We start from the raw sequence: 19,576 nt of genomic DNA on the forward strand, positions 1-19,576 counted from the left end.
GGCCACTCACCTCGTCGCCCATGGCCGCCATCTTCGCCGTCACCCTGCCCTTCTTCGCCCTCGTCGCCGCCGGCTACTGGGCCGCGGCCCGCCACCTGCTGCCGGGCAGCGCCATCCCGGGGCTGAACACCTTCGTGCTGTTCTTCGCCCTGCCGTGCATGCTGTTCCGCTTCGGCCAGTCCACGCCGCTGCTGCAGTTGCTGAATCCGGCGGTGCTGGGCGTGTACCTGCTGGCGGCCGCCCTCGTCGTGGGCTTCACCATCGCGCTCACGCTCTCGGCGCGGGTGGGCATGAAGGACGCGTCCTTCGGCGCGCTCGTGGCCGCGTTCCCGAACTCGGGCTTCATGGGCGTGCCGCTGCTGGTGGGCGTGATGGGCCCCGCGGCGGCCGGCCCGGTGATCTGCACCATCCTGGCCGACATGCTGGTCACCAGCTCGGTCTGCCTGGGGCTGGCCCAGGCCGGCGGCGCGGGGGCCGCGGGCGGCCGGGCCGCCGCCTGGCGGGCCCTGCGCGGCGCCCTGTCCAACCCCCTGCCCTGGTCGATCGCGCTGGGCGCGGCGGCCGGGGTGTCCGGCCTGGCGCTGCCCGGTCCTGTGCAGGCCATCGTGAACATGCTCGCCAACGCGGCCAGCCCGGTGGCGCTGTTCACCATCGGCGCCGTGCTCTGGCGCTCAGGCGACCCCGCCCACCGCGCCGTGGACATCCCCGACCACGCCACGCCACCGCCGCCACCCACGCCGCTGGCGGCCATCGTGCCCGTGGCCGCCGTGAAGCTGCTGCTGCACCCGCTGCTGGTGCTGCTGCTGGGCGCCTCGGCGCGCCAGATGGGCGTGCCGCTCAGCGACTTCCAGCTCACCGCGCTGGCGCTCACGGCCGCGCTGCCCAGCGCCAGCAACGTGTCGCTGCTGGCCGAGCGCTATGGCGCCGACAACGGCCGTGTGGCGCGCATCATCCTGGTCACCACCGTGCTGGCCTTCTTCAGCTTCACCGGGCTGGCCAGCCTGCTGGGCGTTCAGCCGGCCGGCTGAGCCGCGGAGGCCCGCGAGGCCAGCCAGTCGGGCCGCAGCAGCCCGTACCAGGCCGAGTCGCTCAGCTCGCCGCCCACCTGCCAGCGTTCGCGCAGCAGGCCCTCGCGCAGGAAGCCCAGCCGCTGCAGCGTGCGGCAGGACGCCGCATTGCGCGGGTCGGCGTCCGCCTCCAGCCGGTGCAGCGCCAGGTCGTCGAAGGGCGCCCCGGGTGTGTGGTCGAAGGCGGTCGCCACCAGCGCCTGCAGCGCCTCGTGCATGAGCCCGGACCCCTGCTGCGACCGCGCCAGCGCATAACCGATCTCCGCCCGCCGGTTCGAGGCGTCGATGCGGAACAGGCTCACCGTGCCCACCAGGCGGCCGGCCGCCTCACCGGCGTGCAACACCACACCGAGTCGCAGGTCCTGCCGCCCGGCGAGCGTGCGCCGGTCGCGCTCGATGGCGGCCACCGCGTCGTCCAGGCCTTGCCATGGCGGCGTGGACCAGTAGCGCATCACCTGCGGGTCACCGAAGATGGCGAACAGGTCGGCCTCGTCGCCGGCGGCCAGCGGGCGCAGGTGCAGGCGCGCAGTGCGAAGGTTCAGCTCGGCCAGGGGTGTCATTCGTGCTCCACCGTGCGCAGGAAATCGGCCAGGGTCTTGCCGGCCTCGTCGCGGTAGGGCTCGTCGAGCACCGCCATGTCGGCGATGCGGTCGACGCGGAAGCTGCGGAAGTCGTCGCGCTGTTCGCACCAGGCGCCCAGCGTCCACACCGCGCCCCAGTAGAAGCAGCCCAGCGGCCGCACCGTGCGGTCGGTGGCGCGGCCGGCCTCGTCGCGGTAGGCCAGCTGCAGCTTGCGCCGCACCTCGATGGCGCCGCGCAGGCGCTCGAGCCGGTGGCGCACCGGGTCCTCGTCGGCAAAGTAGGGTGGCGCGTAGATGGGCAGGCTCTCGGCCGCGGCGCGCGCGGCCGTGGGCAGCACGGCGATGATCTTGGACAGCGCCGACTCCGACGCGCTGGCCAGGCCGCGGTCGAGCCGGGACTGGGCCAGCCGCACGCAGGCGACAAGGGCCTTGGCCTCGGCGGCGCTGAACATGAGCGGTGGCAGGTCGTAGCCGGCCCCCAGGCGGTAGCCCACGCCGGCCTCGCCCTCGATGGGCACGCCCTGCGCCTGCAGGTCGGCCACGTCGCGGTAGACGGTGCGCAGCGACACCTCCAGGCGCCCGGCCAGGAAGGCGGCCGTGGACAGCCGGCGCCCGCGGATGAGCTGGACGATCTCGAAGAGGCGGTCGGCGCGGCGCATGCGTGGAGCGTCGACCTCAGCCCATGGGCGTGCAGAGTTCGACCAGCGTGCCGTCGGGCGCCCGCACGTAGGCCACCGTCTGGCCCCAGGGCATGCGGGTGGCGGGCTTGAGCAGCGTGGCGCCGGCCTGCACTGCGCGGTCCACGGCGGCGGCCACGTCGTCGGTGGTGAAGGCCACCTCCATGCCCAGCGGCGCGCCGTCGGCCGCGCGACGGTAGTCGCCGCCCAGGCTCTCGCGCGCGGTGGCGTGGTCGCAGAAGGCGAGCGCCGTGGTGCCGGTGTCCAGCTGGCCGAACTCCGCCCCGGGCGAGACGAAGCCGCGGGTGAGGCCGAAGGCGCGCTCGAAGAAGCTCAGGGACGCCTCGACGTTGTCAACGTAGACGACGGTGTAGGCAAATGGCATGGGGTCCTCCTGGTGGGTGGGCCGCGGCGGGAGGCGACGCATCCTACGCCGGGGCGGACGCGCATGCTCCCTCCGGGCTGCTGACAGCGTCGTGGCAGCACACCCGGGGGCGACTCGCTATGATGGCGGCCGGTCGGCAGTTCACCCAGGCGTCGTCGCGCCAGCCCGTGCTGGCGAGCTGAACCTGCCCTTGGCGCGCGAGAGCTTTCTCGTGCTCCCCCTGCTTCGGTCATGTCGTGCGCTGTCAGCCCCGTGCTGCGCGTGTGGACCTCCGGCAGCTGCAAGTCGGCGACCCCAGCCCATCGGCCCCGCCGTTCCGCATTCGCGGGCGAGGCGGACGCACCCCGATGCCACCGGTCCATGCGCGCGTGACGAGGAACAACGCCCATGACGACGTCCCCCACCCCCCTGCCGCGCGGCCGTGAGCGCGTGGCCCTGCACTGCGACGACGCCTCGCAGTTCGCCAAGTCGCTGCGCCAGCAGCTCGCCGACCACCTGGCCACCCAGCCGGCCACCGCGCCCAGCCACCAGCAGCTGCTGCACATGCTGGCGCGCGCCGCCGGGCACCGCAACTGGCAGGCGCTGCGCGCCGCGCCTGGCGCCCTGCTGCCCCCAGCGACACCCGCCGAGCCCGCCGTGCCGGCCGTGCCGCCGCCCGCGCAGGCGGAGCCGCCGGCCGAGGCCCCGCTCGGCCCGCACGCCCGCAAGGCGCTCACCCAGTTCGACACGCATGGCCGCCTGGTGCGCTGGCCCTACAAGTTCAGCGTGCAGCGCCTGGCCATGTGGGGCCTGTGGATGCGCTTCGACAGCGGCCGCGTCTACACCGAGCGCGAGGTGAACGAGATCCTCAAGGCCTGGACCACCTACGGCGACCACGTCACCCCGCGGCGCGAGCTGGTGGAGATGGGCCTGCTGGCGCGCGAGGCCGACTGCTCGGCCTACTGGAAGCAGCCGCAGCGGCCCGACGCCGAGATCCGCGCGCTGCTGGCGGCGCTGCGCGCCCGCGGCCGAGGCGACGCGCCGGCCGCGCCGGCCCGCACGCGGCCGGCGACAATGGCCGCATGAGCACCCGCGTCCTCACCGGCATCACCACCACCGGCACCCTGCACCTCGGCAACTACGTCGGGGCGATCCGCCCCGCCATCGCGGCCAGCCGCGAGGCGGGCGTGGAGAGCTTCTTCTTCATGGCCGACTACCACGCGCTGATCAAGTGCGACGAGCCCGACCGCATCGAGCGCTCGCGCCTGCAGATCGCCGCCACCTGGCTGGCCTGCGGCCTGGACACCCGGCGGGTGGTGTTCTACCGGCAGAGCGACATCCCCGAGATCCCCGAGCTGACCTGGCTGCTCACCTGCGTGACGAGCAAGGGCCAGATGAACCGCGCCCATGCCTACAAGGCCTCGGTGGACGCCAACACCGCCGCCGGCGAGGACCCGGACGCGGGCATCACCATGGGCCTGTACAGCTACCCCATCCTGATGGCGGCCGACATCCTGATGTTCAACGCGCACCGGGTGCCCGTGGGCAAGGACCAGGTGCAGCACATCGAGATGGCGCGCGACGTGGCGCAGCGCTTCAACCACCTGTTCGGCAAGGGGGAGGACTTCTTCGTGCTGCCCGAGGCGCAGGTGGACGCCGAGATGGAGCTGCTGCCCGGCCTGGACGGCCGCAAGATGAGCAAGAGCTACGACAACGTCGTGCCCCTGTTCGAGGGCGGGGCCAAGGCGCTGCGCGAGGCCATCGCCCGCATCGTGACCGACTCGCGCCTGCCGGGTGAGCCGAAGGAGCCCGAGGGCACCGCCCTGGTCGCGCTGTACGACGCGTTCGCAAGCGCCGCGGAGCGTGCCGCCTTCCGCGCCGAGCTGCGCGCCGGCCTGGGCTGGGGCGACGCCAAGCAGCGCCTGTTCGAGCGCATCGATGCCGAGATCGGCCCGATGCGCGCGCGCTACGACGAGCTGATGGCCCGCCCGGAGCGCATCGAGGACACCCTGCAGGAAGGCGCGGCGAAGGCGCGCGCGCTCGCCGGCCCGCTGCTGCAGCGGCTGCGCGAGGCGGTGGGGCTGCGGCGCTTCCAGCCCCTGGCCGCACCCGCTCGTGACGAGGCCAAGCCCAAGGCGGCCGCCCTGCCGGTGTTCAAGCAGTACCGCGAGGCCGACGGCCGCTTCTACTTCAAGCTGAGCGCCCACGACGGCCGTACCCTGCTGCAGAGCGAAGCCTTCGCTGGCGGCCGGGAGGCGGGCGAGTGGGTCAAGCGGCTGAAGACCGACGGCGCGGCGGCGCTGGCCGACGCACCGGTGCAGCGCGGCGACGGGGTGGGCGAGGACGAAGTCGCGCAGGCCCTGGCCGCGCTCGTGGCCGCCGCGGCGGGCTGAACCCTGGCGGTGCGCCGCCTCGGCGGCCGCCTCAGGCACGCCTCAGGCACGCCTCAAGAACGCTTCAAGAACGTCTCAAAAACGCGTCTGCACGCGCAGCAGCAGCATGTCCGTGGCGCGGGCCTGCATGCCGCCGGTGAGCAGCCCGGCCTCGTAGCGCCAGGTGGCCCCCGTCCAGGGCTCGAGCCCGGGCACCCGGCCCACGGCCGCCGGCCCGAGACGATGCGCCGGCCGCCCCGGTGCCGCGCCGGGAACCGCCCCATGGATGTCGACCACGCCCTGCAGCGCCAGCTGCGACGCGGGCGAGCCGGCCGCTGCCACGGGCAGGGCCATGTCCCAGCCGAACTGGTGCGGCACGCCCGGCGGCAGTGGCATGCGCAGCCCCTGGCCGGCGGGCTTCAGGCGGAAGCCGGGTGTCTCGGGCGCCAGACCACGCAGCGCCGCGGCACGCCGTGGCAGCTGGGCCCGCGCCGCCAGTGGGGCGATGCCGCGCAGTGCACCGGCCGCCGCCGGCCCCGCCACGGCCGGGCCGGGCGGCTCGCAGGCGGACGCCGCCAGCGCGAACAGACAGGACGAGAGCAGGGCAGGCACGGTGGGTCCAGGGGGCGACAGCAGCGACGCCGCGCAGTCTGCCCTGTCTGGCCGTGGCCGATGGCCGGAAAAGCCGGTCGAATCCGGCGGCGGATGGCGCCATACTTTGCCCTGGGAGGACACCGGTGAACACGACGACCACGGGGCACCGCGGCGCGGTGGTGCAGCCGCATCGCCGCCCCGGGCGGCGATGCCGGGCAACGCCGTGATCGTGCTCGCGTGGGTGCTGATGGCGGCCTGGGCCATGGCCTGGGCCGCTGGGTGGTGGACCGGTGGCCTGCATGGCGGCGTGCTGCTGGGGTTGGCCGGCCTGAACCTGGCCACCTTCTGGGCCTACTGGACCGACAAGTACGCCGCCCGGCAGGGGCAGTGGCGCACCCCGGAGCAGACGCTGCATGGCCTGGCCCTGCTGGGCGGCTGGCCCGCCGCCTGGTGGGCGCAGCAGCTGCTGCGCCACAAGTCCACCAAGCCCGCGTTCCGGCAGGTCTACTGGGCCACGGTGGCGCTCCACCTGCTGGCCACGGCGGGCGTGGCGCTGGCCGCGACCGGGCATCTGCCGGCCGCCCTGGCGCTGCTGCACCGCTGAGGCCGCGCGGATGCGCCGCGGCCGCGGCTGCCGCGCGCGCCGTCAGGCCACCGTGGCCTGGCGCACCGCCCGTTCCCAGCGGTCCATCAGCTCCTGGGCACGGTCGCGCGGCAGCGTGGGCTCGAAGCGGCGCTGCGCCTGCCACTGCCCGGCCAGCTCGTCCAGGTTGCGCCACACGCCGGTGGCCAGGCCGGCCAGGTAGGCGGCGCCCAGCGCAGTGGTCTCGATCACCTGCGGCCGCAGCACGGGGATGCCCAGCAGGTCCGCCTGGAACTGCATGAGCAGGTCGTTCACGCAGGCGCCGCCGTCCACGCGCAGCTCCGTCACGGGCGAGCCCCCGGCCGCCACGGCGTCGCGGCTCATCGCCTGCAGCAGGGCAGCGCTCTGGAAGGCGATGCTCTCCAGCGCCGCGCGCGCGATGTGGGCCACGGTGCTGCCCCGCGTCAGGCCCACGATGGTGCCCCGCGCCTCGGGCTGCCAGTACGGGGCGCCCAGGCCGGTGAAGGCGGGCACGAACATCACGCCGCCGGCATCGGGCACGCTCTCGGCCAGCGACTGCACCTCGGAGCTGGCGCGGATGGCCTTCAGGCCGTCGCGCAGCCACTGCACCACCGCACCGCCGATGAACACGCTGCCCTCGAAGGCGAACTCCGGCGTCGCGGTCGGTTGCGCGGCGCTCGTGGTGACCAGGCCGTTGTCGCTCGGGCGGAAGCGCTCGCCCGTGTGCATGAGCATGAAGCAGCCCGTGCCGTAGGTGTTCTTGGCCTGGCCGGCGCGGAAGCACGCCTGGCCGAACAGCGCGCTCTGCTGGTCGCCCGCGATGCCGGCGATGGGCACCGGCGCGCCCAGCCATTCCGCGTCGCTCTCGCCGAACACATGGCTGCTCGGGAAGACCTGCGGCAGCAGGCTGTCGGGCACGTGCAGCGCGCCCAGCAGGCCGTGGTCCCAGCGGTTGTGGCGCACGTCGAACAGCATGGTGCGTGCGGCGTTGCTCACGTCGGTGGCGTGGACGCTTCCCTTGGTGAGCTTCCACAGCAGCCAGCTGTCCACCGTGCCGAAGGCGAGCTCGCCCTGCGCGGCGGCCAGGTGGGCGCCGGGCGCGTGGTCCAGGATCCAGCGGATCTTGGTGCCGGAGAAGTACGCGTCGATCACCAGGCCGGTGGTCTCGCGCACGGTGGGCTCCAGGCCCTGCTCGCGCAGCTGCGCGCACAGCGGCTCGGCGCGGCGGTCCTGCCAGACGATGGCGTTGTGCACGGGCCGGCCGGTGCGGCGGTTCCACACCACGGTGGTCTCGCGCTGGTTGGTGATGCCGATGGCGCGGATGTCGCGCGCCGTCAGGCCGGCCAGCGCCAGGGCCTCGCGCGCCGTGGCCAGCTGGCTGGTCCAGATCTCCTCGGGGTCGTGCTCCACCCAGCCGGGCTGGGGGTAGATCTGGCGGAACTCGCGCTGCGCCATGGCGACGATGCGGCCGGCCTCGTCGAAGACGATGCTGCGCGAGCTGGAGGTGCCCTGGTCCAGGGCGAGCAGGAAAGTGCGGGACGTCATGGCTGCACGCATTCGAGTTGAACGCCGGCCTCGGCCAGCAGCGTGGGAAACGGCGGCGGCGGCGGGCTGTCGGTGAACAGCAGGTCGAGCTGGTCCACGCGGGCCAGCTCCACCATGGCCGGGCGGTTGAACTTGCTGTGGTCGGCCACCAGCCAGACCTCGCGCGACTGCTCGATGATCACCCGCGCTACCTTGACCTCGCGGTAGTCGAAGTCGCGCAGCGAGCCGTCGGGCTCGATGCCCGAGATGCCGATGAGCCCGATGTCCACGCGGAACTGGCGGATGAAGTCCACGGCCGCCTCGCCGACGATGCCACGGTCGCGGTTGCGCACCACGCCACCGGCGACGATCACCTCGCAGTCGGGGTTGTCCGCCAGGATCGCGGCCACGTTCAGGTTGTTGGTGATGACGCGCAGGCCCTGGTGGTGCAGCAGCTCGCGCGCCACCGCTTCGGTGGTGGTGCCCAGGTTGATGAGCAGGGACGAGCCATGCGGCACCCGGGCCGCCACCGCGCGCGCGATGCGCTGCTTGGCATCGGCATTCAGCGCCTCGCGCTGGCGGTGCGCGAGGTTCTCGGTGGTGGACGCAGGCAGGCGCACGCCACCGTGGTAGCGCGCGAGCAGCCCCGCCTCGGCGAGCAGCTTCACGTCGCGCCGCACGGTCTGCAGCGTGACGCCGAAACGCTCGGCCAGCGATTCGACGGTGGCCATGCCCTGGGCGCGCACGGCGTCGAGCAGCTCGGACTGACGCGGATTGGGGGTCATGGCGGCATTGTCCTCAAGCCGTGTGGGGTCGCGGCCTCCGCACAAACCCGAAAGCAAACGAACCGATGCGAACTTGCTTTCGCGCAACAACTGGGATAAAACGAAAAAAGAAGAACGAAGGAGACTGCCCTGAACCGCCCTGCGCCTGCCTGCGCGGCCCCTCACGTCGCCCCCCGCGGCGTTCCCAGCGTGCCCCCGCACTGCGACGTGCTCGTGGTGGGCGGCGGCATCAACGGCGCCGGCATCGCACGCGACCTGGCCGGCCGCGGCTGGCGCGTGGTGCTGGTGGAGCAGGACGACCTGGCTTCGCACACGTCCTCCTCGTCCACCAAGCTCATCCACGGCGGCCTGCGCTATCTCGAGTACTACGAGTTCTCGCTGGTGCGCAAGGCGCTGCAGGAGCGCGAGGTGCTGCTCAAGAGCGCGCCGCACATCATGTGGCCGCTGCGTTTCGTGATGCCGCACGATCCGTCCATGCGGCCGGCGTGGCTGATCCGCATGGGCATCTTCCTGTACGACCACCTCGCGCGGCGCGAGGTGCTGCCCGGCTCGCGCGGCGTGGACCTGCGCCACCACCCCGCCGGTGCCCCGCTGCAGCCCCGCTTCACGCGCGGCTTCGTCTACTCCGACGGCTGGGTGGACGACGCGCGGCTGGTGGTGCTGAACGCGCTGGACGCGCACGAGCACGGCGCCACCGTGCTCACGCGCACCCGCTGCACCGCCGCGCAGCGCCACCCCGGGGGCTGGACCGCCACGCTGCAGGGCGAGGACGGCCAGGCGCACAGCGTGCAGGCGCGTGCGCTGGTGAATGCCGCCGGCCCCTGGGCCGAGGCCTTCCTGCGCGGCACCGCCCGGCCGGCGCACGGCGAGGCGCTGGCCACGCGCAGCCTGCGGCTGGTGAAGGGCTCGCACATCGTGGTGCCGCGCTGCTTCGAGCACGACCACGCCTACATCTTCCAGAACCCCGACAAGCGCATCATCTTCGCCATCCCCTACGAGCGCGATTTCACCCTCATCGGCACCACCGACGTGGAGCTGCAGGGCGACCCGCGCGGCGCGGCGATCAGCGAGACGGAAACGGCCTACCTGTGCGAGCAGGCCAGCCGCTACTTCCGCCGCCCGGTGCGCCCGGCCGACGTGGTGTGGAGCTACGCCGGCGTGCGCCCGCTGCTGGAGGACGCCTCGGGCGACCCCTCCGCCGTCACGCGCGACTACCTGCTGGAGTCGAGCGCGGAGGGCGCCCCGGTGCTCAGCGTGTGGGGCGGCAAGATCACCACCTTCCGCAAGCTTGCCGAGGACGCCGCCACCGAGGTGGGCCGGCTGCTGGGCGAGACGCGCGCGCCGTGGACGCACGGCGCGTTCCTGCCCGGCGGCGACCTGGCCGCGTGGATCGGCCGCGCCCAGCGCCCCGACACCGACTTCGAGCGCCTGGTGCATGCGGTGGGCGCGCGCCACCCGGGCCTGCCGACGCCGCTGGTGCGCCGCCTGGCGCGCGCCTATGGCAGCCGCATCGACCAGGTGCTGGCCGGTGCCGAGACCGCCGCCGACCTGGGCGAGGAGATCGCGCCGGGCCTGCACGAGGCCGAGCTGAAGCACCTGCGCCAGCACGAGTGGGCCCGCACCGGCGACGATGTGCTGTGGCGCCGCAGCAAGCTGGGCCTGCACTACACCGCGGCCGAGCGCGCCCGGGTCGACGCCTGGATGACCGCAGCCGACGAATCGGACGCCCGCCCCCTGTTCCCCATGACGAAGGATTCCCCATGCAGCTGAGGCTGGAAGGCATCAGCAAGAAGGTCGGTGCCGAGACCTGGCTGCACGAGATGTCGCTGGCCCCGCGGCCCGGCGCCGTCACCGTGCTGCTGGGCGCCACCCAGGCCGGCAAGACCAGCCTGATGCGCCTGATGGCGGGCCTGGATGCGCCGAGCGCCGGCCGCGTCCTCGTGGACGGGCAGGACGTGACCGGCGTGCCCGTGCGCGAGCGCAACGTGGCCATGGTCTACCAGCAGTTCATCAACTACCCGTCGATGACGGTGTCGCAGAACATCGCCTCGCCGCTGCGGCTGCGCGGCGAGCGCGACATCGACGCGCGCGTGCGCGCCCTGGCCGGCCGGCTGCACATCGAGCCCTTCCTGGACCGCCTGCCCTCGGCGCTGTCGGGCGGCCAGCAGCAGCGCGTGGCGCTGGCGCGTGCGCTGGCCAAGAACGCGCCGCTGATGCTGCTGGACGAGCCGCTGGTGAACCTGGACTACAAGCTGCGCGAGGAGCTGCGCGAGGAGCTCACGCAGCTGTTCGCCGCCGGCGATTCCACCGTGATCTACGCCACCACCGAGCCCGGCGAGGCCCTGCTGCTGGGCGGCTGGACCGCCGTGCTCGACGCCGGCGAGCTGCTGCAATACGGCCCCACGGCCGAGGTGTTCCACCGCCCGGCGTCGTTGCGCGTGGCGCGCGCCTTCAGCGACCCGCCCATGAACCTCATCGCCGCGCAGGCCACCGACGGCGGCCTGCAGCTGCGCGGCGGGCCGCTCCTGCCCGTGTCACTGCCGGCTGGGGCCGGCGCGTCGCGCGACTGCACGGTGGGCGTGCGCGCCAGCGCGCTGCGCGTGGCCCCGCGTCCCGGGGACATCGCCCTGCCCGGCACCGTGGAGCTGGCCGAGATCTCCGGCTCCGACACCTTCGTGCACGCCGCCACGCCGGTGGGCGAGCTGGTGGCGCAGCTGACCGGCGTGCACGACTTCGCGCTGGGCGCGTCCATCACGCTGCACCTGCACCCGTCACAGGCCTACGTGTTCGGCGCCGACGGCGCGCTGCAGCGCGCCCCTGAACGGCCCGGCGCCGCCCGGCAAGGAGCCCGCTGATGGCCCGCATCGACCTCGACCTGGCGCACTCGTACAAGCCGAACCCGCGCGAGGACGGCGACTACGCCCTGCTGCCCCTGAAGATGAGCTTCGCCGACGGCGGCGCCTACGCGCTGCTGGGCCCCTCGGGCTGCGGCAAGACCACCATGCTCAACATCATGTCGGGCCTGCTGGTGCCCTCGCATGGCGGCGTGCGCTTCGACGGCCGCGACGTCACCCGCGCCAGCCCGCAGGAGCGCAACATCGCCCAGGTGTTCCAGTTCCCGGTGATCTACGACACGATGACCGTGGCGGAGAACCTGGCCTTCCCGCTGAAGAACCGCAAGGTGCCCGCCGGGCAGATCCGCCAGCGCGTGGGCCAGATCGCCGAGATGCTGGAGATGAGCCACCAGCTGGACATGCGCGCCGCCGGCCTGTCGGCCGACCAGAAGCAGAAGATCTCGCTGGGCCGCGGCCTGGTGCGGCCGGACGTGTCGGCGGTGCTGTTCGACGAGCCGCTGACCGTCATCGACCCGCACCTGAAATGGCAGCTGCGGCGCAAGCTCAAGCAGATCCACCATGAGCTGAAGCTCACGCTGATCTACGTGACGCACGACCAGGTGGAAGCGCTGACCTTCGCCGACGAGGTGGTGGTCATGACCCGCGGCCGGGCGGTGCAGGTGGGCACGGCCGACGCGCTGTTCGAGCGGCCGGCCCACACCTTCGTGGGCCACTTCATCGGCTCGCCGGGCATGAACTTCCTGGCCGCCGAGCAGCGCGACGGCACCCTGCAGGTGGCCGGCCAGGCGCTGGGCCCGGCGGGGCGGGCCCTGCCCGACGGCGCGCTCAAGCTGGGCATCCGGCCGGAGTACCTGGCGCTGGCGCCTGCCGGCACGCCCGGCACCCTGCCGGCCCAGGTGGCCCAGGTGCAGGACATCGGCACCTACCTGCTCGTCACCTGCCGCGCCGGCGAGCAGACCCTGAAGGCCCGCCTGGCGCCCGACGCCAGCGCGCCGTCGGTGGGCGACACCGTGGGCCTGCAGGTGCTGGGCGCCCACACCTGCTTCTATGCGGATGAGGAGCTCGTGGCATGAGTGCCCAGTTGAACAAGCCCGTGAACCAGAAAGCCTGGTTCCTCATCCTGCCCGTGTTCATCTGCGTGGCCTTCTCGGCCATCCTGCCGCTGATGACGGTGGTGAACTACTCGGTGCAGGACATCATCAGCCCCGAGCGCCGCGTGTTCGTGGGCACCGAATGGTTCGCCGCCGTGATGCGCGACGAGGACCTGCACGCCGCGCTGTGGAACCAGCTGCGCTTCTCGCTGGCGGTGCTGGCGGTGGAGATCCCGCTGGGCATCGCGCTGGCGCTGGCCATGCCGGCCGAGGGCTGGAAGGCCTCGGCCACGCTGGTGATCGTGGCGCTGTCGCTGCTGATCCCCTGGAACGTGGTGGGCACCATCTGGCAGATCTTCGGCCGCGCCGACATCGGCCTCATGGGCCACGCGCTGCAGGAGCTGGGCATCGAGTACAGCTACACGGGCGACTCCACCCATGCCTGGCTCACGGTGCTGCTGATGGACGTGTGGCACTGGACGCCCCTGGTGGCGCTGCTGGCCTACGCCGGCCTGCGCAGCATCCCCGACGCCTACTACCAGGCCGCCCGCATCGACGGCGCGAGCAAGTTCGCGGTGTTCCGCTACATCCAGCTGCCCAAGATGCGCGGCGTGCTGATGATCGCGGTGCTGCTGCGCTTCATGGACAGCTTCATGATCTACACCGAGCCCTTCGTGCTCACCGGCGGCGGCCCGGGCAACGCCACCACCTTCCTCAGCCAGTACCTCACCCAGAAGGCGGTGGGCCAGTTCGACCTGGGCCCGGCGGCCGCCTTCTCGCTGATCTACTTCCTCATCATCCTGCTGTTCTGCTTCGTGCTCTACAACTGGATGCAGCGCCTGGGCCAGGCCAGCGCCGAAGGAGCCGGCCATGACTGAACGCCGCTTCCGCAAGCGCAGCCTGTTCCTGCTGGCCTACCTGCTCTTCGCGCTGTTGCCCATCTACTGGATGGTCAACATGAGCTTCAAGACCAACGAGGAGATCCTGTCGAGCTTCTCGCTGCTGCCCCAGGCCTTCACCTGGGACAACTACCGCACCATCTTCACCGACGAGAGCTGGTACTCGGGCTACATCAACAGCCTGATCTACGTGGCCATCAACACGGTGATCTCGGTGACGGTGGCACTGCCGGCCGCCTATGCGTTCAGCCGCTACAGCTTCCTGGGCGACAAGCACGTGTTCTTCTGGCTGCTCACCAACCGCATGACGCCGCCCGCGGTGTTCCTGCTGCCGTTCTTCCAGCTCTACAGCACGGTGGGGCTGATGGACACGCACATCGCGGTGGCGCTGGCGCACCTGCTGTTCAACGTGCCGCTGGCGGTGTGGATCCTGGAAGGCTTCATGAGCGGCATCCCGCGCGAGATCGACGAGACGGCCTACATCGACGGCTACTCCTTCCCGCGCTTCTTCCTCACCATCTTCCTGCCGCTCATCAAGGCCGGCGTGGGCGTGGCCGCGTTCTTCTGCTTCATGTTCAGCTGGGTGGAGCTGCTGCTGGCACGCACCCTCACTTCCGTGAACGCCAAGCCCATCGTGGCCACCATGACACGCACCGTGAGCGCCTCCGGCATGGACTGGGCGACGCTGGCGGCCGCCGGCACGCTCACCATCGTCCCGGGCGCCATCGTCATCTGGTTCGTCCGGCACTACATCGCCAAGGGCTTCGCCATGGGGCGGGTGTGATGCCATCCCGCGTCGGACTGCGGCGGTGGATGCGATGCGGGCGGGCGGGGCCGGGCGCCGGGGCTCAGAACGTCCGCGCCTTCGGCCTGCGGCCGAAGGTGCCCTGCGATGCTCGGTCCCGGGTCGCGCGGCTCAACTCGCTGCGCTCACTGCGTTCGCTTCGCTCGGACAGTCGCCGCGGGTCAGTTCACGAAGCGCGCTGCGCGCGCCGACCCGGGCCCTGCGCTTCTCGGCGCTCCCACATCGCCCCGGCGCCCGGCCCCACCCGCCCGCGTCCAACGGCCTTGACTGCCCCCCGTGACAAACGGGCCCGTGCCACTGCCACGCGGACTCCAGGCGGGGAGCCGGCATTCGCCTGGGCGATTTCGGCAGCGCCGAGCAGCGCAGTGGAGCGGGGGCAGTCCGCTGCCCCGCAGCGGACCGAGCGAGGAGGATTTATGCAGCCGGGCGCGAAGGCGGCCGGCTGCGAATCCACCGCAGCCGCCCCGCGTAGCGAGCAGCGCAGGGCACCCTCGGCGCAGCCGAGGGCGCGAACGCATGAGCCCGGGCGAATGCCGGCTCCCCGCCCGCGCGCCCCTCTCGCCAACTGAAAGGAAACCCACCCATGTTCGACTGGATGGTCTGGACCACCCCCATCGCGGTGTTCTTCACCTGCATCGTGCTGATGCTGGTGGGCATGACGGTGTGGGAGATCAGGAGCCCCACCACCGTGCGCAAGGGCTTCCTGCCCATCGCCACCACGCGGGGCGACCGCCTGTTCATCGGGCTGCTCACGGCGGCCTACATCAACCTGGCCTTCGTGGGCATGGCCGGCTGGTTCGCCGAGTGGTTCAGCCTCGAGAGCGAACCGAGCGTATGGATCAGCTTTGTGCTGTCCATGGCCGTGCTCGCGCTGATCATGAAGAAGGGCTGACCGCCCACCCTCCACGGAATCCGGCCCGGTGCTTCCCCGGGGCCGTGGTGACCGCCAACCGCACACGGGGAAGCAATGAGACGAGGAGACATGACATGAAGCTGCGCCACACCGCGCTCGCCCTGGCAGCCACCTGCGCCGTCGCCGGCCACGCCTGGGCCGGCGAGCCCGAGGCCAAGAAGTGGATCGATGCCGAGTTCCAGCCGTCCACGCTGAGCAAGGACCAGCAGATGGCCGAGATGAAGTGGTTCATCGAGGCCGCCAAGAAGCTGCAGGCCAAGGGCGTGAAGGAGATCTCGGTCGTCTCCGAGACCATCACCACCCACGAGTACGAGGCCAAGACGCTCGCCAAGGCCTTCACCGAGATCACCGGCATCACCGTCAAGCACGACCTCATCCAGGAAGGTGACGTCGTGGAGAAGCTGCAGACCAGCATGCAGTCCGGCAAGAGCATCTACGACGGCTGGATCAGCGACTCCGACCTCATCGGCACGCACTGGCGCTACGGCAAGATCATGAACCTCACCGACTACATGGCCGGTGCGGGCAAGGACTTCACCAACCCCGGGCTGGACCTGAAGGATTTCATCGGCACCAGCTTCACCACCGCTCCCGACGGCAAGCTGTACCAGCTGCCCGACCAGCAGTTCGCCAACCTGTACTGGTTCCGCGCCGACCTGTTCGAGCGCAAGGACCTGAAGGACAAGTTCAAGGCCAAGTACGGCTACGACCTCGGCGTGCCGCTCAACTGGAGCGCCTACGAGGACATCGCCGAGTTCTTCACCAACGACGTGAAGACCATCGACGGCAAGCCGATCTACGGCCACATGGACTACGGCAAGAAGGACCCGTCGCTCGGCTGGCGCTTCACCGACGCCTGGCTGTCCATGGCCGGCACCGCCGACAAGGGCATCCCCAACGGCAACCCGGTGGACGAGTGGGGCATCCGGGTGGATGCGCAGAAGTGCGCGCCGGTGGGCGCCTCCGTCGAGCGTGGTGGCGCCACCAACTCGCCGGCCGCCGTCTACGCGCTCACCAAGTACGTGGACTGGATGAAGAAGTACGCGCCGAAGGAGGCCACCGGCATGACCTTCGGCGAGGCCGGCCCCGTGCCCGCCCAGGGCCAGATCGCCCAGCAGATCTTCTGGTACACCGCCTTCACCGCCGACATGACCAAGCCGGGCCTGCCGGTGGTCAACGCCGACGGCACGCCCAAGTGGCGCATGGCGCCCGGCCCCAACGGCCCGTACTGGAAGCAGGGCATGCAGAACGGCTACCAGGACGTCGGCTCCTGGACCTTCTTCCAGGGCCATGACGCCAACCGCACCGCCGCCGCCTGGCTGTATGCGCAGTTCGTCACGGCCAAGTCGGTGAGCCTGAAGAAGACCATCGTGGGCCTCACCCCCATCCGCGAGTCGGACATCCAGAGCAAGGCCATGACCGACATGGCGCCCAAGCTCGGCGGCCTGGTGGAGTTCTACCGCAGCCCGGCCCGGGTGGCCTGGACGCCCACCGGCACCAACGTGCCCGACTACCCCAAGCTGGCCCAGCTGTGGTGGAAGAACGTGGCGCAGGCGGTGACCGGCGAAAAGACCCCGCAGGCCGCCATGGACAACCTCGCCAAGGAGATGGACGACGTGCTGGCCCGCCTGGAGCGTGCAGGCATGGCCAAGTGCGCGCCCAGGCTCAACAAGAAGGAAGACCCCAAGAAGTGGCTGTCGAACCAGCAGGCGCCCTGGGCCAAGCTGGCCAACGAGAAGCCCAAGGGTGAAACCATCGCCTACGACACGCTGCTGAATGCGTGGAAGCAGGGCAAGGTGCGCTGAGTCCCTGCTGGCCTGAGGGCCATGCCGCCCGGCGCCGGGGGGGCGGGGGGGGGGCGGCCCCCCCGGCCCCCCCCCCCCCCCCCCCGGGCCGATGCACTGAAATCGGGCGTCGGGGTGCCGATATGAGGACCGACACTCCACGCAGTCGGCCGCCCGCCCCGGGGGGCCGGGATGTGCCCTGCCCATGCGCCCGCCTGTTCCTGCCCACCCGCCCCGCTTCCACGCCCTGGCCCTCGCCAGCCTCGTCGCTGTCGGGGTGTCCGCCGCCCTGCCTGCCCGCGCCACCCCGGCCGACCTGACCGACCTGCCGCTGGAAAGCCTGCTCGACACCGAGGTCGTGAGCGCGACCCGGTTCGCCGGTCAAGTGACCGATGCGGCATCGGCGGTGTCGGTGCTCACTGCGGAGGAGATCCGCATCTATGGTCTGCGCACACTCGGTGAGGTGCTGGACCACATGCGCGGCATCCACATCAGCCACTCGTCCGACTACGTCTACCTCGGCGCCCGTGGCACGGGTGGCGACACCTTCGCCTCGCGCGTGCTGATGCTGGTGGACGGCAACCCGCCACCGGACAACCTGTACGACCAGCTCTACCTGGGCCGCGACGGGCTGATCGACGTGGCGATGATCGACCGCATCGAGTACGCGCCCGGCAACGGCTCGGCGATGTACGGCAACAACGCCCTGCTGGGTGTCATCAACGTCATCACCAAACGCGGCCGCACGCTCGACGGCGTGGAGGTCAGCGGCGCGCTGGGTGACTGGAACCAGCGCACCTGGCGAGTCAGCGCCGGCCGCCGCCAGGCCAATGGTCTGGAATGGCTGGCCTCGCTGTCGGTGCACCACGACAACGGGCTGGCCTCACCTGAGATCGGCGACTTTGTCGATCACTACATCGGGCACAGCCAGACCGTGCTGCTCAAGGCGCAGTACGAGGGCTTCCATGCGCAGCTGATGACGGCACAGCGGCGCGTGGCACGCGACTACCGCTTCTTGCCGATCGAAGTCCCCGGTTGGTACGACGCCTGGATCGACCGCAACGAACTGCTTGCCCTTGGCCACGACAGTCGGCCGGCGCCCCATTGGCGGGTCTCGCTCAGAGCACAGCATGGACGCTATGCCTATCGCTTCAATGACGCTTGGGCAGACGGCTACCGCTATGAAGACGTGAACGATGGTCGATGGTGGGCGCTGGATGCCCAGGCCGGCTATGACGGTTGGCAGCACCAGCGTGTAGCGCTGGGCGTGCGTCTTCGCCACGACCCTCAACAGCGGTTCCACTACTGGGACAGTGACGGATCACGGGACACCAGAAGCGACAGCCAGCGCGCAGTCGGCTTTTCCGTGGAGGACGAGTTCACCCTCAGCGAGGCCTGGTCAGCGACGGTGGGCATCCGGGCGGACCACCGTATCGGATCGCCGTGGACTTGGAGCCCCCGCGTGGCCACCGTCTGGCAGGTGTCGCGCGCATGGTCGCTCAAGGCCTCCCATGGCCGCTCCGCGCTGTATCGTTCCGCTGCCGAAGCGGCCACACCGGGCAACAGCCAGGCGGCGGCGGGCGTCCCGGTGGACGAAGCCGTGACTGCCACCACCAGCGAGCTGGTTTCCGAGTACAAGCAAGGTGGACTCCGCGTCCTCGGCTCGCTGTACCACTTCTCCACCCGCAACGAGGACGCCGCCGGCACCACCGTCAATGCCAGTGCGCGCGGCGCGGAGTTGGAGGTGGAGTGGCAGTCAGCCGGCTGGCGCGTGCGCGGCAGCCAGGCTTGGCAGGACGCGGCCCCTGGCGCTGGCCAGGGCCTGTACTACTCCCCCCGTCACCTGACCAAGCTCCAGGCGTCCGCTCCGTTGCACGGAGAGGCGCTGCGACTGAGCGCGACGGCTCGGCACGTGGGCGCATACGCGTCGCCGTGGCGCCGGATTCCGGCGAGGACGCTGCTCGACCTCACCTTGGTGTCGCAGAAGGCGGTCGCCAATCTCGACCTGCGCGTCGGCTGGCGCAACTTGCTTCAGAAAGGCGACCCGGATGCCTCTGACCATTGGCTTCGGGAGGACTCGACCTTCCCGACCCGCTCGGCCTGGATCGAACTCACGGGGACCTTCCGATGAGCCGCCACGTCCTGCACCGCCTGGCGGCGCTGGCGATGGCGCTGCTGTGGCCGGTGGCGCCGGCCCTGGCGCAGGTGGATGAGCGTGCCCTCAAGGCGGCCTACCTGTTCAACTTCATCCAGTTCACCCAGTGGCCCGTGCCGCCGGAAGAGCCGTTCCGGCTGTGCGTGCTCGGCCGCACCCCGCTGGACGAGCACCTGGCGCGGCTGGAAGGCAAGCCGGTGCTCAACGGCCTGCACGTGAGCATCCGCCACGTGATGCCGCGCGACTCGCTCGCGGGGTGCCATGCGCTCTACGTCGACGACAGCCAGCGCCAGCAGGTGGACGAGGTGCTCGGCCGCCTGGCGGGCGCGCCGGTGCTGACCATCACCGATGGCGACGGGCTGGCCGACCGGGGCATGATGATCGAGATCCACAAGCGCGACGCGCGCCTGGGCTTCGAGGTGAACCTGAAGATGGCACGCCGTGCGAACATCAACTTCAGCGCCCGCATGCTCAAGCTTGCCAGCTACGTGGCCGGGGGCTGAGCC

19 protein-coding genes are annotated in these 19,576 nt (G+C 71.5%); 13 read left to right on the forward strand and 6 right to left on the reverse strand.

The annotated features are described in order from the left end of the window. The first annotated feature begins 20 nt into the window (after positions 1–20). Positions 21–1,028: an AEC family transporter gene (locus ACE3UN_RS08375; RefSeq protein ID WP_374674473.1), complete on the forward strand. Its 1,008-nt coding sequence runs from the start codon at positions 21–23 to the stop codon at positions 1,026–1,028. Here ACE3UN_RS08375 and ACE3UN_RS08380 read toward each other — a convergent pair. The 3 genes from ACE3UN_RS08380 to ACE3UN_RS08390 are packed head-to-tail and all read right to left on the reverse strand — an operon-like array spanning position 1,013 to position 2,710. Further along, positions 1,013–1,627 (reverse strand): GNAT family N-acetyltransferase, encoded by a 615-nt coding sequence (locus ACE3UN_RS08380; protein ID WP_374674474.1) that lies wholly within the window; start codon positions 1,625–1,627, stop codon positions 1,013–1,015. The genes ACE3UN_RS08375 and ACE3UN_RS08380 overlap by 16 nt on opposite strands. Beyond that, positions 1,624–2,307 carry a helix-turn-helix transcriptional regulator gene (locus tag ACE3UN_RS08385; protein WP_374674475.1) on the reverse strand — a complete coding sequence of 228 codons (684 nt, stop codon included), beginning with the start codon at positions 2,305–2,307 and terminating at the stop codon, positions 1,624–1,626. The genes ACE3UN_RS08380 and ACE3UN_RS08385 overlap by 4 nt, the downstream gene beginning before the upstream one ends. A 16-nt stretch (positions 2,308–2,323) precedes the next feature. Then, on the reverse strand, positions 2,324–2,710 hold the full coding sequence (locus ACE3UN_RS08390; RefSeq protein WP_374674476.1) for a VOC family protein: 387 nt from the start codon (positions 2,708–2,710) through the stop codon (positions 2,324–2,326). 387 nt (positions 2,711–3,097) lie between these two features. On the opposite strand from ACE3UN_RS08390, the gene ACE3UN_RS08395 reads away from it, so the two are divergent. Beyond that, entirely contained in the window at positions 3,098–3,775 is a 678-nt protein-coding gene (locus ACE3UN_RS08395; RefSeq protein ID WP_374674477.1) for a DUF2087 domain-containing protein, read from the forward strand. Beyond that, complete coding sequence (locus ACE3UN_RS08400) at positions 3,772–5,082, forward strand: tryptophan--tRNA ligase (RefSeq protein WP_374674478.1); 1,311 nt, start codon at positions 3,772–3,774, stop codon at positions 5,080–5,082. The genes ACE3UN_RS08395 and ACE3UN_RS08400 overlap by 4 nt, the downstream gene beginning before the upstream one ends. A gap of 75 nt (positions 5,083–5,157) precedes the next feature. On the opposite strand, the gene ACE3UN_RS08405 is transcribed toward ACE3UN_RS08400, so the two are convergent. Continuing rightward, complete coding sequence (locus tag ACE3UN_RS08405; protein ID WP_374674479.1) at positions 5,158–5,673, reverse strand: hypothetical protein; 516 nt, start codon at positions 5,671–5,673, stop codon at positions 5,158–5,160. 190 nt (positions 5,674–5,863) lie between these two features. Here ACE3UN_RS08405 and ACE3UN_RS08410 point away from each other — a divergent pair, with 190 nt between their 5' ends. Then, complete coding sequence (locus tag ACE3UN_RS08410) at positions 5,864–6,259, forward strand: DUF1294 domain-containing protein (RefSeq protein WP_374674480.1); 396 nt, start codon at positions 5,864–5,866, stop codon at positions 6,257–6,259. Positions 6,260–6,301: 42 nt separating this feature from the next. Here the strand turns inward: ACE3UN_RS08410 and glpK are convergent, their stop codons facing one another. Together glpK and ACE3UN_RS08420 are read right to left on the reverse strand one after the other, a co-directional pair. Continuing rightward, positions 6,302–7,804: a glycerol kinase GlpK gene (gene glpK / locus ACE3UN_RS08415; RefSeq protein WP_374674481.1), complete on the reverse strand. Its 1,503-nt coding sequence runs from the start codon at positions 7,802–7,804 to the stop codon at positions 6,302–6,304. Beyond that, complete coding sequence (locus ACE3UN_RS08420; protein ID WP_374674482.1) at positions 7,801–8,568, reverse strand: DeoR/GlpR family DNA-binding transcription regulator; 768 nt, start codon at positions 8,566–8,568, stop codon at positions 7,801–7,803. The genes glpK and ACE3UN_RS08420 overlap by 4 nt, the downstream gene beginning before the upstream one ends. Before the next feature lie 189 nt (positions 8,569–8,757). Between ACE3UN_RS08420 and glpD the strand changes: the two genes are divergently transcribed. The 9 genes from glpD to ACE3UN_RS08465 all read left to right on the forward strand — a co-directional run bounded on the left by glpD (position 8,758) and on the right by ACE3UN_RS08465 (position 19,573). Then, a complete protein-coding gene (gene glpD / locus ACE3UN_RS08425) occupies positions 8,758–10,338 on the forward strand; it encodes a glycerol-3-phosphate dehydrogenase (protein ID WP_374674483.1) in 1,581 nt (526 codons plus the stop codon). Continuing rightward, positions 10,329–11,423 carry an ABC transporter ATP-binding protein gene (locus ACE3UN_RS08430; protein WP_374674484.1) on the forward strand — a complete coding sequence of 365 codons (1,095 nt, stop codon included), beginning with the start codon at positions 10,329–10,331 and terminating at the stop codon, positions 11,421–11,423. The genes glpD and ACE3UN_RS08430 overlap by 10 nt, the downstream gene beginning before the upstream one ends. Continuing rightward, complete coding sequence (locus tag ACE3UN_RS08435) at positions 11,423–12,496, forward strand: ABC transporter ATP-binding protein (protein WP_374674485.1); 1,074 nt, start codon at positions 11,423–11,425, stop codon at positions 12,494–12,496. The genes ACE3UN_RS08430 and ACE3UN_RS08435 overlap by 1 nt, the downstream gene beginning before the upstream one ends. Beyond that, the gene (locus tag ACE3UN_RS08440) at positions 12,493–13,392 is read left to right on the forward strand and encodes a carbohydrate ABC transporter permease (protein WP_374674486.1); all 900 of its coding nucleotides are present in this window, start codon (positions 12,493–12,495) and stop codon (positions 13,390–13,392) included. The genes ACE3UN_RS08435 and ACE3UN_RS08440 overlap by 4 nt, the downstream gene beginning before the upstream one ends. Beyond that, positions 13,385–14,197 carry a carbohydrate ABC transporter permease gene (locus ACE3UN_RS08445; protein ID WP_374674487.1) on the forward strand — a complete coding sequence of 271 codons (813 nt, stop codon included), beginning with the start codon at positions 13,385–13,387 and terminating at the stop codon, positions 14,195–14,197. Before ACE3UN_RS08440 ends, ACE3UN_RS08445 begins: the two co-directional genes overlap by 8 nt. A 604-nt stretch (positions 14,198–14,801) precedes the next feature. After that, complete coding sequence (locus ACE3UN_RS08450; RefSeq protein ID WP_374674488.1) at positions 14,802–15,110, forward strand: DUF2160 domain-containing protein; 309 nt, start codon at positions 14,802–14,804, stop codon at positions 15,108–15,110. Between the two features lie 95 nt (positions 15,111–15,205). Beyond that, positions 15,206–16,936, forward strand: coding sequence for an ABC transporter substrate-binding protein (locus ACE3UN_RS08455; protein ID WP_374674489.1), 1,731 nt, complete (start codon positions 15,206–15,208; stop codon positions 16,934–16,936). Positions 16,937–17,120: 184 nt separating this feature from the next. Beyond that, positions 17,121–19,046: a TonB-dependent receptor plug domain-containing protein gene (locus ACE3UN_RS08460; protein ID WP_374674490.1), complete on the forward strand. Its 1,926-nt coding sequence runs from the start codon at positions 17,121–17,123 to the stop codon at positions 19,044–19,046. After that, positions 19,043–19,573 (forward strand): YfiR family protein, encoded by a 531-nt coding sequence (locus tag ACE3UN_RS08465; protein ID WP_374674491.1) that lies wholly within the window; start codon positions 19,043–19,045, stop codon positions 19,571–19,573. Before ACE3UN_RS08460 ends, ACE3UN_RS08465 begins: the two co-directional genes overlap by 4 nt. Positions 19,574–19,576 lie beyond the last annotated feature (3 nt).

The organism is Ideonella sp., from assembly GCF_041918995.1.
Lineage (GTDB): Bacteria > Pseudomonadota > Gammaproteobacteria > Burkholderiales > Burkholderiaceae_C > Ideonella.